The sequence below is a fragment of the Coprococcus sp. OM04-5BH genome, from assembly GCF_003482105.1.
Taxonomy (GTDB): domain Bacteria; phylum Bacillota; class Clostridia; order Lachnospirales; family Lachnospiraceae; genus Coprococcus.
On sequence record NZ_QULM01000002.1, the window covers coordinates 1 to 15,393 of the forward strand.

A 15,393-nucleotide genomic window follows, 5' to 3' on the forward strand; every position below is an offset into this window, starting at 1 on the left:
ATACAGGACTTGTACTTTACGATGATATTTCTCTTGGAAGCATTGAGGTAACCAAGAAGGACGCAGATACACAGGCAGTTATCACAAGCGGAACAGCAGTATTCGGACTCTATGTTAAGAATGGCAATGCTTACGCACCGTACATAGTAAACGGAACAGCAGTAAAAGCGTCAACAGTAAACGGTGTTGCAAGATTTACAGATCTTCCATATGGAACATACTATGTGAAGGAAGAATCAGCACCTGCCGGATATGATCTTAATACTGAGTATAAAGAGGTTGTTATAGACAGCAAGACAGAGGTACAGATCTCAGTTGAGGATACATTAACCGTATATCCTATTGAGTATGTAAGCCTTAAGTTTAAGAAAACCGATCAGGCAGGAAATGCTCTTTTGGGAGCAAACTTTAAGCTTACAATAGCAGGTGCGGAGATTGGTACAGTAGCTTCAGAGACTGACGGATATGTATACTTCTACAACATACCTGTTACAGATGCGTACAGAAATAAGCTTTATAATGATACAGATGAGGTTAAGATAACTGAAACAGCAGCACCTGCAGGCTATATGCTTCCTGCAGACACGGATGTTTATACATCAACATTTGCAGATGTGTACAATGATTACAGTCATATCAGTGCTATAACAGATAAGACAAGTGCCAGGGAAGTAATCGTAAATCAGGAGGCACTTACAGTTGTGAATACACAGCTTGTGGGAGCAATAAAGATCGAGAAGAAGGACGGAAACGGTGATCTTCTTGATGGAGCAACATTTACAATTTATGATGATGACCAGTTCACAAATGTAGTTGCTGAGGAAGTGACAGTAAATGGTGAATGTATATTCACAGGTCTTACATATGGCAAGACATATTATGTTAAGGAGACAGCGGCACCTGCAGGTTATGAGCTTGACGATGCGGTGTATACAGTGACTATCGGAGACACAGGATATACAGAGAGTCAGGCAGACAGCAGTTCACCGATAGTTCTTACTTACGGAGCTTCATTTAAAGATGAGTTCATTATTGAGAAGATCAATGTTGATAAGCAGGATCTTAACAGTAAGGCTCAGGTAAAGGGCGCCGGACTTGCTGTATACAAGGTAGATTCAGATGGTAATAAGAGCGATGAGGTAGCATCATGGAATACAGACGGAAGCTCACTTAAGGAGTTTACCGTAGGTCTTGCAGGAAGCGGTGCGGATCTTATTGCCGGTGAGCATTATATACTTTCAGAGGAAAATGCACCTAAGGGATATTATCCTGCAGATGACATATTATTCACAGTTGATATTAACGGAAACATTGTGATCTTAGGCGGTGCAAAGAACAGCCGCAACAAGGATAATGGAGCTGTTAAGAACAAGACTCTTGTTATGTATGATGAGATAAAACGTGATACAGATGAGAATACTACAGAGATAACCACAGAGACCACCACAGAGACCACCACAGAAACTTCTACTGAGGTGACTACTGAGACCTCAACCGAACCTGGTAAGCCGGATAAGCCTGGCAAGCCAACAAATCCGGATAAGCCAAAGACAGGAGATAATACTCCACTTGCCGGAGCAGTTGTGATATTATTTGTAAGTATGGGTATCACAGGAGGACTTATCTTTAAGAAGAAAAAGGAAAAGAGTAATTCATAAATTAATTGACCTTGAGTAATCAGAACCGATAATTTTCATAAGGAGGGACCCACCGAAGGTGGGAGGAATCCTTATGAAGCACGCAGACGCCCGCGAACGAAGCTCGCCTTTTAATGCATCTGCTCCAGTTTTAGATGAACAGAAATGATCAGAGATGATTCGGTGATCTGATGGTCTGATGGTCAGGAACAGTAAATATTGATATTACTTACAGAACCACACTTTATGATACATAGGGTGTGGTTCTTTTTTGTCTGCCGCCGGCATATATTCTTATATGTAATAGTGGGCTACAAATATATGGAGGTATATATGAAGGAATATGACGTATACAGCGATATAAGCAGACGAACCAACGGAGAAATGTTCATCGGTGTCGTAGGTCCTGTAAGAACCGGTAAATCAACATTTATCAAGAGATTTATGGAGCTTATGGTGATACCCGGCATAGAAAGTGAACAGGACAGGGAGGTTGCCATAGATGAAATGCCCCAATCTGCAAATGGTAAGATCGTAATGACCACTGAACCTAAGTTCATACCAAAGACAGGCTGCAATATAAGACTGAATGATCAGATATCTGTGAAGGTAAAGCTTATTGACTGTGTGGGCTATATGGTGGATGGAGCCGCAGGAAACAATGAGGATGGAAATGAGAGGATGGTCAGCACTCCATGGTTTGACTACGATATACCGTTTTCAAAGGCGGCAGAGATCGGAACCAACAAGGTCATAAACAATCACTCAAACATAGGGATCGTGGTCACAACCGATGGAAGCTTCGGGGAGATAGGCAAGGAGGCATACATGCCTGCCTGCGATAAGACAATAAAGCAGTTGAAGGATATAGGAAAGCCTTATGTAGTGATCGTAAATTCAGCAACGCCGTCATCCCAGGAATGTATCATGCTGCAGAGGAGCATAAAGGAGCAGTATGGCTGCCAGGTCATGGCAATAAACTGTGAGCTGCTTACCAGGGATGACATTAATAGGATATTCACAAATATTCTTTATGCGTTCCCGGTTGCTACATATAATTTCTACATACCAAAGTGGCTGGAGATTTCCCCTGATGACAATGAGATCAAGAAATCAGTCATTGAAAATGCTGTGTACATAATGAAAAATTCCTGCAGCATAAATGACATAAATAATATGAGTTTACCGGAAAATAATTATGTAAACAAATATATTATTGACAACATCGATCTTGCCACAGGAAACTGTTCAATAAGAGTTGATGTAAAAAGTGAGTGTTACTATCAAATGCTCAGTGCTCTGCTTGGAACAGAGGTAGGTAATGAGTATGATTTCTTAAATGAGATCAAGGTGCTGTCGGAGAACAGGTTGCTGTGTAAGAATATCCTTGAAGCTTTAAATGCTGTGAAGGCATCCGGATACGGATATGTTATGCCGAAGAAGGATGAGATATCTCTTGATCCGCCGGAGATAATAAAGACGGGAAATAAGTATGGAATAAAGATAAAAGCTACAGCACCGTCTATCCATATGATAAAGGCGGATATAACCACGGAGGTGGCACCTATCGTCGGAACCAAGGAACAGGCTGACGATCTTATTGAGTACATAAATAACAGCAAGAATGATGATGGAGATATCTGGAATGTAAATGTATTCGGCAAGACAATATGGAATCTTGTGGATGACGGCATAAGCTCCAAGTCAGAGAAGATAAATGACGCCAGCAAGCAGAAGCTTCAGGATACTATGGAGAAGATCGTAAATGACAGCAACGGCGGTATGGTCTGCATTATCATATAAAATACGAGAATGTTGCCAATTATTTTTGATAATGCTATAATACGGAGGCAGGCCTTGAGAACCTGGGAAACAGCATTTTCTTGGAATGCTTTAAGGTCTGAGACACGTAACTGAAATGGAGAAGTAATATGGCAGCATTAGATGTGAAGTTAAATGTATTTGAGGGTCCCCTGGATCTTCTGCTTCATCTAATTGAAAAGAACAAGGTTCAGATATTTGATATTCCTATTGTGACCATCACAGATCAGTATATTGAGTATATCAATAATATGGAAGAGGAAGATCTGGACGTTATGAGTGAGTTTCTGGTTATGGCTGCAACCCTTATAAGGATCAAATCCAAAATGCTCCTTCCAAAGGATGAGGAGGTAAGCGAGGAGGAAGAAGATCCGAGAGACGAACTGGTCAGAAGACTTCTTGAATATAAAATGTACAAATATGCTGCCTGTGAGCTTAAGGATATGGAGCTTGACGGCGAGAAAAATCTCTACAAGGGAGCGTCCATACCGGCGGAGGTTAAGAACTACCACGAGGAGATAGATCCTTATGAGCTGGTAAGCGGTCTGGGACTTGACCTTGAGAAATTGAATGAGATATTCAAGTCAGTAATGAGGAAGCAGGTTGACAAGCTTGACCCTGTAAGAAGTAAATTCAAGACCATAGAGAAGGAAGAGATATCCCTTGAAGATAAAATGGCTGAAGTCAGGGAACAGGTGAGAGGACTTAACGGAATTAATTTCAGGACGCTTCTTGAGATGCAGCCTTCAAAGATGAATGTCATAGTGACATTTCTTGCTATCCTTGAGCTGATGAAGATATCAGCCATTACAATAAGGCAGGATGAATTATTTGGAGATATAATAATAGACTCAAAGGATGAGCTGTAATAAAGATAATCCACAGGAATAGGAAAAGAAATATGGCAAATATTGAAGAAAACCAGGATATAACAGACAACGAAGATGTTATTAACGACAACGAGACTGTATCTGCTGACAACATAGCAGATAATAGTGAGGATATTCCGGCAGGTGATAATAATGTTGAAATTAATGGAGAAGATGACTCACAGGAGAGCAAATTGGTAAGCATAAACAGTTTATCCTATGACTATATTATCTCTGTTATAGAGGCGGTGCTTTTCTCGGTGGGAGAGTCCGTGGGAGTACAGGAGCTGGCAGTTGCCCTTAATGTTCCGGTTAAGGAGCTGGAGCCGGTGGTCGATCAGTACATATTGGAATATAACAGCTGCAAGCGTGGAATAAAGATAGTGAAGCTTGAGGATTCATATCAGATGTGCACAAGAAATGAATATTATGGTGAGTTAAGCAGAGTCGTGAATATGCCTAAGAAGCATACCCTTACGGATGTTCTCCTTGAAACTCTGTCCATAATCGCCTACAAGCAGCCTATCACCAGACCGGAGATAGAAGCCATAAGAGGTGTGTCATGTTCCCATGCCATCAACAGGCTTATGGAATACAATCTTGTTACTGAGGTGGGCAGGCTTGATGCTCCGGGAAAACCAATATTATTTGGTACAACAGAGGATTTCTTAAGGTGTTTTGGAGTTGAGTCCAAGGATGATCTGCCGGTTATAGCGCCGGATAAGATCGAAGACTTTAAGGTTGAAGCAGCCAAGGAGGCAGAGTTTACTCTGAATGTGGATGTAGAACAGGAATAATGTGGAGGCATTATTGAAGACTGATATTTTATACATGCGTTTATTTTGCATACATAAGATATTGTACAGGATCGTGGCATTGACCATGGCGGTTATCCTGATATCTGCAGCATTAAAAAATAATATAATAATTCAGGCACAGGAAGGGGAAATTAAAGATTTTCCCTTTTCCTTATATGCGGAGAGTGCAGTGCTGATAGATGGTGAGACTGGCAGGGTCATATGTGGCAAGAACAGTGATAACAGGCAGCCAAATGCTTCAACCACCAAGATACTTACCTGTATAATAGCCCTTGAGAGCTGTGATCTTAATGATAAGGTGGTCATATCTGACTATGCGGCATCCATGCCTGAGGTAAATATGGATGTGAAAAGTGGCGAAGAGTACCGCCTGGGAGATCTTCTGTATGCCATGATGCTTGAGAGCTACAATGATGTGGCGGTTGCCGTTGCAGAGCATGTGGCAGGGGGCACGGAGGAATTTGCAGATATGATGATGGATAAGGTGAGACAGCTTGGACTGGTTAATACACATTTTGTCACTGCAAATGGTCTTGACGCCACAAACGATGGCGGATTTCACGGAACTTCTGCCTATGATCTTGCCCAGATAATGAGGTACTGTATAAGCTATTCTGACAGCCGGGAGGATTTTCTCGCCATTACCGGCACCGGAACCCATTCTTTCACGGATCTTAGCAAGAAGAGATCCTTCACTGTAAATAATCACAATAATCTACTTAAACTGTCCCATGATGTATTGTCAGGAAAGACAGGATTTACCTGTGACGCAGGCTATTGTTATGTGGGAGCCTTTGAGAGGGACGGACACAGGTATGTATTTTCACTTTTAAATTCAGGATATCCTCCAGACAAAAACCACAAATGGGAGGACTCACTGAAAATAATCAAATATGTGGAAGATAATATGCACACAGTGCATTTTGAAAAGAATATAAATATATATGATATTGACATAGGAAGCGGCATGGACGAGGAAGGGGAGACGGTATCGTCTATGTACGAAGAAGTTTACATAACGTGTGATCTCAACATGACCGATGATGAGGAAATAAAATATAAGGTGGTGCTGTACAGTGATCTTAAGGCACCGATAAAAAGGGGACAGCGTCTTGGCTGTGTCATAGTGTATATAGGTAACAGTGAGGTATACAGGCAGGACATTACAAGTACCCGGAATGTATATGAGAGAAATTACGGAAATATATTTGACATTATATATGAACATACACTTTTGTAGCTATATATGCATATTATAAATAATCAGGAGGATCATATGGAGACCTATTTAGTTGTTGGCGGAGATGTAAGGAATTATTATATGGCTGTCTATCTGAAGGAGTCAGGTAAAAATGTATACATGTACAGAACAAAGCTTCCTTCGGATGTAAGTATAACCGAAACTAGCAGAAAAGATTATATGCCCGTTGTTATAGATGAATTAGCACGGCTTGAGGATATATCGAAGGAAGCAGACGAATACTGTCTTGTGCTTCCTACTCCGGTGCTTGGAAAGGATGGCAGAGTGATAGGAAGCGATGGTGGTATTGATGTGGAAGATATCAGGTATCTCATCACCAACTCAGAGTTGTTATCCGGAAGCAAGATCCCGGAGTCTGTTCATAAGCTTTGCTATGAGCATGACATTGAGGTGTACGATTTTATGACAGATGACTGGATCAAGAACAGAAATGGTGTTGCCACTGCTGAAGGAGCTATCTTAGACGCTGCGTTAATGAGCAGTATCAATATAGAAGGCTCTAAATGTCTTGTGACCGGATACGGTGCCTGTGGTAAAGCAATATGTGACAGGCTTAAGGCGTGGGGTGCAGACGTAACGGTGCTGGCAAGACGAAAAGAGTCATGTACGGAGGCCGAGGAAAAGGGGATCGCTTCAATGCTTCTTGATGACCAGTACAGAAAAAAGCCATATGATGGATTTGATTTCTGCTTTAATACAATTCCGGCAATGATTCTTGACAGACAGGTTCTGGAAAAGTTCTCTCCTGATGTCATAATAATAGATATTGCCTCTATGCCCGGCGGCACAGATTTCGCCTTCTGTGACAAGGTGGGACTTAAATATAAACACAGCCTTGGTATTCCGGGAAAATACAGCCCGGAGACAGCAGGCAGGCTTCTGGGAGAGGCACTGATGTTGAAAGGATAGAAATATATGGATTTATCAGGGTACACAATAGGTATCGGAATAACAGGTTCCTTTTGTACTTTTGATAAAGTAAAGATTGAAATAAGAGAAATGAAGCAGGTATTTGGCGACATAGTTCCTATATTTTCAAATTCTGCTGCTTCATATGATACACGATTTGGTACTGCAGAGAAAATGAGAGAGGATATAGAAGAAATAACCGGCCACAAGATAATAGATACCATAATGGGTGCAGAGCCTATTGGCCCTAAGGGGTATCTTGATGCCATGGTCATAGCTCCGTGCACCGGAAACACCCTTGCCAAGCTTGCAAATGGTATTACGGATTCTCCCGTATTGATGGCAGCCAAGGCTCACCTGAGAAACAACAAGCCACTTATCATTTCTATATCCACAAATGACGCTATGGGCATTAACTTCAAGAATATCGGACTCTTAATGAATATGAAGAATATTTATTTTGTTCCATTTGCCCAGGATGATCCGGTGAAGAAGCCTAACTCCCTTATCGCCAATCTCAAGCTCATCCCGGATACTATTGAGATGGCAATGCAGGGAAAGCAGATCGAACCGGTACTTGTATAAGAATTGCAGGAAATGATCTCATATACGATATATATATGATGTGACAGCGAAAAAAAGCCACAGCCCGAAAGGATTGTGGCTTTTGTTGATGAAATGAGTTTTTTTGACACTTGCCGGATGACTAAATTATATTAACATCATATTTTTTCAACCAGTAATTGATCTGGATATAGTAAGCAATGAGCTGAGGTCCCGCCATAAGCTGACCATACCAAGGTCTGCCGTAATCCATGGTGGAGTTCATGAACCTCATTGCTTTTTCTTTGTCTATAAGCTTGTTTACCGGTTCCGATGGGGTATTTATGATATCTGTAAATATTGCGTTTAATGCCTTTTCGTAGAATGGATTGTATGTCTTAGGGTAAGGGGACTTCTTTCTTTTAAAGATGGATTCAGGAAGGATATCCCTGCAGGCGGTACGGAGCAGGTGTTTCTCGGTATCGTCCCGGTACTTAAATTCCCATGGAACATTGTAGATATACTCTATGAGCCTGTGATCTGCAAATGGCACTCTTGCCTCAAGCCCGCTCCACATGCTGGTTCTGTCCATTCTTTCAAGCAGGGTAGCCATGAACATGTACAGGTTAATGTAGCCGATACGCCTTCTGGACTTGGCTTCGGCTGACTCATCAGGGAGAACCGCAATCTTATTTACAATAGTGTTGTATGTGTCCTTTACATATGTTTTTATATCCAATTTTTCTATCAATGAGTCTTTAAGCAAAGCAGTTCTTGAATACATATCTGTCATCCATGGAAATGTATCCACGTTAAGGAGCTCCGGACGATAGAACCATGGATATCCGCCGAACACCTCATCAGCACACTCGCCGGTTAAGACCACCTTGTGAGTCTTTGATACCTGACGGCAGAAAAGAAGAAGGGAAGAGTCCACATCAGCCATGGTAGGAAGATCCCTTGAAAGTACGGATTCATACAGAGCATTTAATGTTTCTTCATAGGTTATAGTGAGGATCCTGTGGTCCGTATCAAGATCTACCGCCATTAATGCAGCGTAATCCTTATCCAGGGTAGGCTGGAAACTGTTAGATTTAAAGTACTTGTCATTTTCAGCAAATTCAAAGGAAAATGTAGAAAGCTGTTGACCGTTTTCCTTTAATTTGTCCGCACATACAGCACTTACAATAGAAGAGTCCAAGCCTCCGGACAGGAAGGTACAGATGGGAACATCGCTGACTATCTGTTTAAGAATGGCGTCCTTTACAAGATACCCGGTATGTTCTACAGTTTCATTATATGTATCAGAGTGATATCTGGTTTTTAAGGTAAAAAATGGTGCCTCAAGGAAGCCTTTTTTACTGTATTTAATATAGTGCCCGGGTTTTACCGCATGTATGTTTTTAAATACACCCGAATAGTTTAGTTTGGCAGGTCCGAGGCCTGTTAATTCACGCAATGACTCATCATCTATCTCCGGGGAGATCTCGGGATAGCAGAACAGAGCCTTAATTTCAGAGCCCCATATGAGAGTTCCCTTTGAGATAGTATAGAAAAGCGGCTTTACGCCAAAATGATCCTTGAACAGGTATACGTTTTTTTCTGACTCGTCATATATGGCACAGGAAAATATACCATTTACATTTTCAAAATAATCAGGACCGAAACATATGAAAGTATTCAGAAGTACTTCTGTGTCACAGGTTGTATTGAAGCTGTAGCCCCTTGAAGTAAGCTTGTTTTTTAGTTCCTTATGGTTATATATCTCGCCATTGTAGACTATGTAATAATTATTTCCATTTTTATTGATCTTCATTGGCTGGTGTCCCCTGGAGATATCTCTGATGGACAGTCTTGTATGAGCCATGCCACAGCCACCTGCCTGGATTATGTCTTCCTCATCAGGACCTCTGTGACATTGGCACTTATTCATGGCTGTAAGGATCCGGCGGGATTTTTCCTGATCCGGAATTATATTAGGATTAAAGAAACCGGCGATTGAGCACATAGTTATTTCCTGAAATTTTTGTTTATATTATATTCTTTTTTTCTTGCCAATATGACGTATGTTGTGGTAAAATATACGAAATTGTATTGGTAAATGCAGTGACAGGGAGGAGTACATATATAACCGGATCCCAGAGAGAAGATGGTGGTGTAAATCTTTATCCAGGATATGTGGAAGTAGCCCTCGAGCAGTGAACTGAACGGTATTTGTACCAAGTAGGCTTCAACGGTATTCCCCGTTACAGGAAAACAGTATATCTTAGAGTTTACTATTGTACTGTATGAGAGCAGGTTTTCCTGAAGTTAGGTGGTACCGCGGAATTTTCGTCCTAAGCATTATGTTGCTTGGGATTTTTTTATTGTTTAACAAGAATTGGAGGAAAAGTTATGGAAATAAGTGGAGCAAAAATGTTTGTAAAGGCTTTACAGGAAGAGCATGTTGAGACTTTATTTGCTTATCCGGGAGGAACAGCTATTGATCTTTTTGACGCTTTATATGACGCAGAGGGGATAGATATGATACTTCCTCGTCATGAGCAGGCACTTGTTCATGCGGCAGACGGATATGCAAGATCTACAGGAAAGGTTGGCGTATGTCTTGTTACATCAGGCCCGGGTGCAACAAACCTTGTTACAGGTATTGCAACAGCCAACTTCGACAGCGTACCTCTTGTATGCTTTACAGGACAGGTTCCTACAAATCTCATCGGTAATGACGCATTCCAGGAGGTTGATACTGTAGGAATTGTAAGAAGTATATGTAAGTATGCAGTTACAGTAAGAAAGAGAGAGGATCTTGCAAGGATCATCAAGAATGCCTTTTATATTGCGAAGACAGGAAAGCCGGGACCGGTACTTGTAGATATCCCTAAGGATATACAGATTGCCATGGGAAGTGACGAGTATCCTACAGAGGTAAATATCCGTGGCTACAAGCCATCAGAGGGGGCTCACTCGGGACAGATAAAGAAGGCTCTTGAGAAGTTAAAGAACGCAAAAAGACCTGTATTCCTGATTGGTGGTGGTGTAAATATCGCCCATGCCAGAAAGGAAATGACAGAGCTGGCAGAGCTTACCGGAGTACCGGTTGTAACAACCATCATGGGTAAGGGGGCTATCCCTACCAACCATCCTTTGTATGTAGGCAATATCGGTATGCATGGAAATCTTGCTTCAAACAAGGCTATCATGGAATGTGATGTCCTGTTCTCCATAGGAACAAGATTTAATGACAGGATCACAGGTACCATTGATACATTTGCAAAGAATGCAGAGATAATCCATATAGATATAGATGCGGCGTCAATCTCAAGAAATATCAAGGTTGATATACCTATTGTTGCAGACGCCAAGGTTGCCATAACAAAAATGCTCAAGTATGCAGAGAAGCTTGACATAGCCGACTGGGTATCAGAGATAATGAAGATCAAGGAAGAACATCCTATCAACATGAATTCCTACAGCGGACTTACTCCTGAAAAGATCATCAAGACCATTAATGAAATGTACAATAACCTCATCATCACAACAGATGTAGGTCAGAACCAGTTATGGACTACCCAGTATATAGAGATAGATGAGAACAAGCAGCTTCTTACCTCCGGCGGGCTAGGAACAATGGGATACGGTTTCCCTGCTGCCATAGGTGCCAAGCTTGGAAATATGGACAAGGATGTAATATGTATATCAGGTGACGGCGGAGTACAGATGAACATACAGGAGATGGCAACTGCAGTTTCCTACGAGCTACCTGTTACCCTTGTGATCCTCAACAACGGATATCTGGGAAATGTACGTCAGTGGCAGGAGCTGTTCTTCAACAAGCGTTACAGCAGTACATGTTTAAGATACAGAAGAAGCTGCAACAGGGATTGTATGAATCCTGACAAGTGCTGTCCAAAGTATACACCAAACTTTGTTAAGCTCGCAGAAAGCTATGATGCGGTTGGTATAAGAGTTACAAATGAAGAAGAGTTAAGAGCTGCATTTACAAAGGCTAGGGAGAACAAGAACGGCCCTACAGTAATCGAGGCATATATCGATCCTGCTGCAAATGTATTCCCTATGGTTCCGGGCGGAAAGTCCCTTGACCAGATGATCATGGATTGTTAAGAGCCGGCAGGGACTATGTGGTAAAAGCTTTTGGCAGGTTAGAGAAAACAGTTAGTTTAAAAATATGGAGGATATAGATAATGAAGAAGAGATGGATATGCCTTTATGTTGAAAATGAGATAGGTGTAATGGCCAGGATATCTGGATTATTTTCAGGTAAATCATACAATATGGACAGTATAACCGTTGGAGTTACCGAGGATCCCACGGTGTCACGAATGACAATAAGCTTCACCAGTGATGACAGGACCTTTGAACAGGTTAAGAAGCAGTTAAACAGAAGCGTTGAGGTTATAAAGGTGGTTGACTACACAGATATACCTATCCATAAGAGAGAGGTATTATTTGTAAAGGTAAACAGCTGCAGCAGTGCAGACAAGGATGAGGTGTTCAGGATTGCCAATGCCTTCGGATACAACATTGCCGACTACAACAGGAACAGTATCCTTGTGGAGTGTGTCCAGACAGAGGATAAGAATGACAATGCCATAAAGCTTTTTAAGGAAACATTCCCTAACAGGATAGAGGTAATAAGAGGCGGAAGCGTTGCCGTAGAAGCAATAAGTATCGCTGACTGATAGAGAAAGTGGGATAATATGAAATTTGTTATACAGAGAGTAAGCCATGCAGAGGTATGTGTGGAGGGAGAGCAGATATCAGGTATAGATAAGGGACTCCTGGTATTTGTGGGAGTATTTGACAGTGATACAAAAGAGGATGCGGACAGGCTTGTGAAGAAGCTGGTGGGCTTAAGGATATTCCAGGATGAAAATGACAAAACAAACTTAAGTCTTAAGGACGTGAAAGGAAGCCTGCTGATCGTGTCACAGTTCACCCTCTGCGCAGATTGCAGAAAGGGAAACAGGCCATCCTTTATCAATGCCGGCAAGCCGGACTATGCTGACAGTATGTATGAGTACATCATATCTGCCTGCAGAGAGCAGATTCCGGATGTCCAGACGGGAAAATTCGGCGCCGATATGAAGATTTCTCTGTTAAATGACGGTCCATTTACTATTTTATTGGACAGTGATGACTGGAAATAATATTTTACAGCAAAATATTGTTAAATTTAATTAATAATTCTTGAAAAAAATACTAATTATTTATATAATATTTTTTAGGTTATGCTAGAACTATATAATTTACGAAGAAGGAGAATTACGAAATGTTAACAAAGGAACAGATAGAGTCAAAGACCTTTAAAAAGGGACTGTTTGGTTATAATAAGGACGAGGTTAACAGTTTTGTCAGAGAAATCAGCACAGAGTATATTGAGCTTCAGACAAAGTATAAGGCAATTGCTGATGAGAATGAAATTTCAAAGAAGTCACTTATGGAGAACAGCGTTAAGATCTACGAGCTTGAGAAGCAGTTAGAGCAGGCAGCTCCCGGAAGCAAGAAGGAGCAGAATGCAGCAAACGCTGAGGCTAACAAGATCATCAATGACGCAAAGAAGAAGGCAAATGAAGTGCTTTCAAATGCCAAGGCTGAGCTTGCAAAGCTTAAGGCAGAGATGGAAGAACTCAGAGCTAATGGAGGAAGCACAAGTGATGTAAAGGTTGACACATCAGCATTTGACGCAGATCCTATCACAAAGCTCAAAATGAAGTCACAGACTGTTGAGGAGCCTGCGAAGCTCAAGATGAAGCCTAAGGAAGAGCCGAAGCCACAGGCATTTGCAGGAAAGAGTGCAATGACAGAGGATGAGAAAGAAGTAGAGGAAATCTTCGTAGGTGAGATCGAGGAGAATGTAAAGCGTAATCAGGTTCTTATCGGTGACGGAGAAGAGGAAGCAGATTTCGAATTCCTGTAAGATATAAAGAGGGGGATGGTATGACTCTGGATGAATGCAAGAAAGTTTTTGAGCGCGTTTCAGAAGGTGCAGTATTTGATTGCATTGATAAGGAATCTTATTTCCAGTTTGATATTATTGGTGGGGACAACAGTGAGAGTAATTTCTATCTTAAATTTAAGGACGGACATATGAGCGTCCATGAGGGAGATTACAAAGAAAGAGATGTAATGTTGATAGTTACACCTGCGACACTGGATAAGATAATAACAGGCAGGCTTGATCCGGCCTATGCGTACGCTACAAGAAAGATTAAAATGCCGGGAGATGCCAATCTCGGAAGAATGGTACTTACAATGGTTGCCGGTGAGTGGAAGAACAGAATAGCTCATCGGTAATAAAAAATAAATAAAAAAAAGAGAGCCTAGGCTCTCTTTTTTTTACAGTAAATCAGCGACTTCCTTTAAAAGACGTTCTGTTTTGTCCCATCCAAGACAAGGATCAGTAATGGACTTACCATAGCAGCCACCATCTACAGGCTGGTTGCCATCTTCAATGTAGCTTTCAACCATAACACCCTTAACCAGTGATCTGATCTCAGAGTCATAATTACAGCTATGGATAACTTCCTTGACGATCCTTGGCTGTTCAGCGAACTTCTTTCCTGAGTTATTGTGGTTGGCATCTACGATACATGCATGATTTACCAGGTTGAATTTCTGGTAAGTATCGGCAAGGAGACGTAAATCCTCATAGTGGTAGTTTGATATTGATTGTCCGTGCTTGTTAAGGGCACCTCTTAAGATACAGTGTGTGAGAGGATTGCCGTCTGTATGTGCCTCCCAGCCTGAGTACAGGAAGGTGTGTGGGTGCTGGCCTGCAATACATGAGTTCATCATTACATTGTAATCACCGCTTGTAGGGTTCTTCATACCTACAGGAACATCCATACCTGACGCTGTAAGTCTGTGCTGCTGATCCTCTACAGATCTTGCACCGATGGCAACATATGAAAGTATATCGTCAACATACTGCCAGTTTTCTGAATATAACATCTCATCTGCAGCGGTCAGACCGGTCTCCTTGATGGCTCTTATGTGCATTTTTCTTATGGCATAGAGTCCTTCAAGCATATCTGAAGCCTTTGTAGGATCCGGCTGGTGTAACATTCCCTTGTAGCCGTCACCGGTAGTTCTTGGCTTGTTAGTATAGATTCTTGGGATGACAAGGATCTTATCCTTAACATCATCAGCGACTTTTGCAAGTCTGTTTAAATAATCACATACAGCTTCTTCGTTATCTGCAGAGCATGGTCCGATGATAAATAAAAATCGATTGTCTTCTCCGGTAAATACTTTTCTGATTTCCTCGTCTCTTGCGGCTTTGATCTTCTTAAGCTCAGTAGAAAGAGGGTAGAGTTCCTTTATTTCGTCACCTGTAGGAACCCGCTTGATCAATTTCATGCTCATAGTTAGTTTCTCCTTATCAGTAAATTTCTGATATGTATTATAGCAGAATGAAAAGAGTTATAAAAGTATAAAATTTTTAATGGACTAATATAATATATAAACTGATATATTTTCCTAAATATCGGTTTGTTCTCTATAAAATTAAAAAGGTG

At 41.3% G+C, this 15,393-nt stretch carries 14 protein-coding genes and 1 other annotated feature; of the genes, 12 read left to right on the forward strand and 2 right to left on the reverse strand.

What is annotated here, in order from left to right:
• The 7 genes from DXB54_RS05485 to DXB54_RS05515 form a co-directional block, all read left to right on the forward strand.
• On the forward strand, positions 1 to 1,658 hold a 1,658-nt coding region (locus tag DXB54_RS05485), incomplete at its 5' end, for an MSCRAMM family protein (protein WP_118694514.1).
• Positions 1,659 to 1,970: 312 nt separating this feature from the next.
• The gene (gene spoIVA / locus DXB54_RS05490) at positions 1,971 to 3,440 is read left to right on the forward strand and encodes a stage IV sporulation protein A (RefSeq protein WP_118694515.1); all 1,470 of its coding nucleotides are present in this window, start codon (positions 1,971 to 1,973) and stop codon (positions 3,438 to 3,440) included.
• A gap of 128 nt (positions 3,441 to 3,568) precedes the next feature.
• On the forward strand, positions 3,569 to 4,327 hold the full coding sequence (locus tag DXB54_RS05495; protein WP_021937495.1) for a segregation and condensation protein A: 759 nt from the start codon (positions 3,569 to 3,571) through the stop codon (positions 4,325 to 4,327).
• Between the two features lie 32 nt (positions 4,328 to 4,359).
• A complete protein-coding gene (scpB, locus tag DXB54_RS05500; RefSeq protein WP_118694516.1) occupies positions 4,360 to 5,124 on the forward strand; it encodes an SMC-Scp complex subunit ScpB in 765 nt (254 codons plus the stop codon).
• 13 nt (positions 5,125 to 5,137) lie between these two features.
• Complete coding sequence (locus DXB54_RS05505; RefSeq protein ID WP_118694517.1) at positions 5,138 to 6,385, forward strand: D-alanyl-D-alanine carboxypeptidase family protein; 1,248 nt, start codon at positions 5,138 to 5,140, stop codon at positions 6,383 to 6,385.
• Between the two features lie 36 nt (positions 6,386 to 6,421).
• A complete protein-coding gene (locus DXB54_RS05510) occupies positions 6,422 to 7,315 on the forward strand; it encodes a dipicolinate synthase subunit DpsA (protein WP_158578189.1) in 894 nt (297 codons plus the stop codon).
• A gap of 6 nt (positions 7,316 to 7,321) precedes the next feature.
• A complete protein-coding gene (locus DXB54_RS05515; RefSeq protein ID WP_118694519.1) occupies positions 7,322 to 7,900 on the forward strand; it encodes a dipicolinate synthase subunit B in 579 nt (192 codons plus the stop codon).
• Between the two features lie 121 nt (positions 7,901 to 8,021).
• Here the strand turns inward: DXB54_RS05515 and asnB are convergent, their stop codons facing one another.
• Complete coding sequence (asnB, locus tag DXB54_RS05520) at positions 8,022 to 9,866, reverse strand: asparagine synthase (glutamine-hydrolyzing) (protein WP_118694520.1); 1,845 nt, start codon at positions 9,864 to 9,866, stop codon at positions 8,022 to 8,024.
• A gap of 89 nt (positions 9,867 to 9,955) precedes the next feature.
• Positions 9,956 to 10,200: a binding site (T-box leader), on the forward strand.
• A 52-nt stretch (positions 10,201 to 10,252) separates the two neighbouring features.
• Here asnB and ilvB point away from each other — a divergent pair.
• From ilvB to DXB54_RS05545, 5 genes are all read left to right on the forward strand, one after another.
• A complete protein-coding gene (gene ilvB, locus DXB54_RS05525) occupies positions 10,253 to 11,977 on the forward strand; it encodes a biosynthetic-type acetolactate synthase large subunit (RefSeq protein ID WP_021937501.1) in 1,725 nt (574 codons plus the stop codon).
• 80 nt (positions 11,978 to 12,057) lie between these two features.
• Positions 12,058 to 12,555: an acetolactate synthase small subunit gene (ilvN, locus tag DXB54_RS05530; RefSeq protein ID WP_118694521.1), complete on the forward strand. Its 498-nt coding sequence runs from the start codon at positions 12,058 to 12,060 to the stop codon at positions 12,553 to 12,555.
• Between the two features lie 18 nt (positions 12,556 to 12,573).
• On the forward strand, positions 12,574 to 13,023 hold the full coding sequence (gene dtd / locus DXB54_RS05535) for a D-aminoacyl-tRNA deacylase (protein ID WP_021937503.1): 450 nt from the start codon (positions 12,574 to 12,576) through the stop codon (positions 13,021 to 13,023).
• A gap of 122 nt (positions 13,024 to 13,145) precedes the next feature.
• Positions 13,146 to 13,793 carry a DivIVA domain-containing protein gene (locus DXB54_RS05540; RefSeq protein ID WP_021937504.1) on the forward strand — a complete coding sequence of 216 codons (648 nt, stop codon included), beginning with the start codon at positions 13,146 to 13,148 and terminating at the stop codon, positions 13,791 to 13,793.
• Between the two features lie 20 nt (positions 13,794 to 13,813).
• A complete protein-coding gene (locus DXB54_RS05545) occupies positions 13,814 to 14,170 on the forward strand; it encodes an SCP2 sterol-binding domain-containing protein (RefSeq protein WP_021937505.1) in 357 nt (118 codons plus the stop codon).
• Positions 14,171 to 14,212: 42 nt separating this feature from the next.
• Here DXB54_RS05545 and DXB54_RS05550 read toward each other — a convergent pair whose 3' ends face one another.
• Positions 14,213 to 15,241: a 3-deoxy-7-phosphoheptulonate synthase gene (locus tag DXB54_RS05550; protein ID WP_021937506.1), complete on the reverse strand. Its 1,029-nt coding sequence runs from the start codon at positions 15,239 to 15,241 to the stop codon at positions 14,213 to 14,215.
• Positions 15,242 to 15,393 lie beyond the last annotated feature (152 nt).